The sequence below is a fragment of the Brevibacterium sp. 91QC2O2 genome (assembly GCF_024580695.1).
In the GTDB taxonomy this organism is placed as follows: domain Bacteria; phylum Actinomycetota; class Actinomycetes; order Actinomycetales; family Brevibacteriaceae; genus Brevibacterium; species Brevibacterium moorei.
The window spans coordinates 1-615 of record NZ_JANIJY010000062.1; the positions used below are offsets into that span (position 1 = coordinate 1).

Annotated in this window: 1 protein-coding gene; it reads right to left on the reverse strand. The window is 66.3% G+C overall.

Annotation, left to right across the window (positions count from 1 at the left end):
• Positions 1–615 (reverse strand): transposase (locus NQ036_RS15420; RefSeq protein ID WP_257060011.1); only part of this gene is annotated, 615 nt, incomplete at both ends.

Sequence of the window (615 nt, forward strand, 5' to 3'; positions counted from 1 at the left end):
TGCGCACGAGCACGATCTGGTGGAGTGCCTGATTGGCCTGCCGGTTTCCTCCACGGTTGAGCCTGTGCCGGTTCGTCTTCCCGGAAGACGCCTGCAGTGGACTCACCCCGCATAAGGCGGCGAAGGCTTCCTTACTGCGGATACGCTCAGGATTCTCACCCGCGGTGACCAGCAGTTTCGCCGCGCTGATCGGTCCGATTCCCTTGGCCGCTGCCAGTGCCGGTGCGGTGTCGGCGACGACGGTGGTGATGTCGGTCAGGAGTTCGTCGATCTCACCGGTGAGGTTCTGATAGCGGCGGGCCAGCGTGCGCAATGCCTTGCGCTGGTAGTCCGTCGCCACCGGTCGGGTGGCGGCGAGTCGGGCGATCAGCGTCTTGTCGTTCAGGCCGCGGTGGGCCTGGCGAAAGGCGGTGTCGGCGGTGACGAGTTTGTTCTTGATCTGCACGATCGCAGTCGTGCGGGCTTTGACGGCGGTGGTGTAGGCGCACAAGAGGTTGGCCAGGCCGGCGATGACGCCGCCGAGGAGTTTCGGGATCGGCAGGCGGTCGTGGTCGTCAGCTGCGATGGCCTTGGCTGCGGCGTAGGCGTCGATCGGGTCGGACTTGCCGCCGCGGC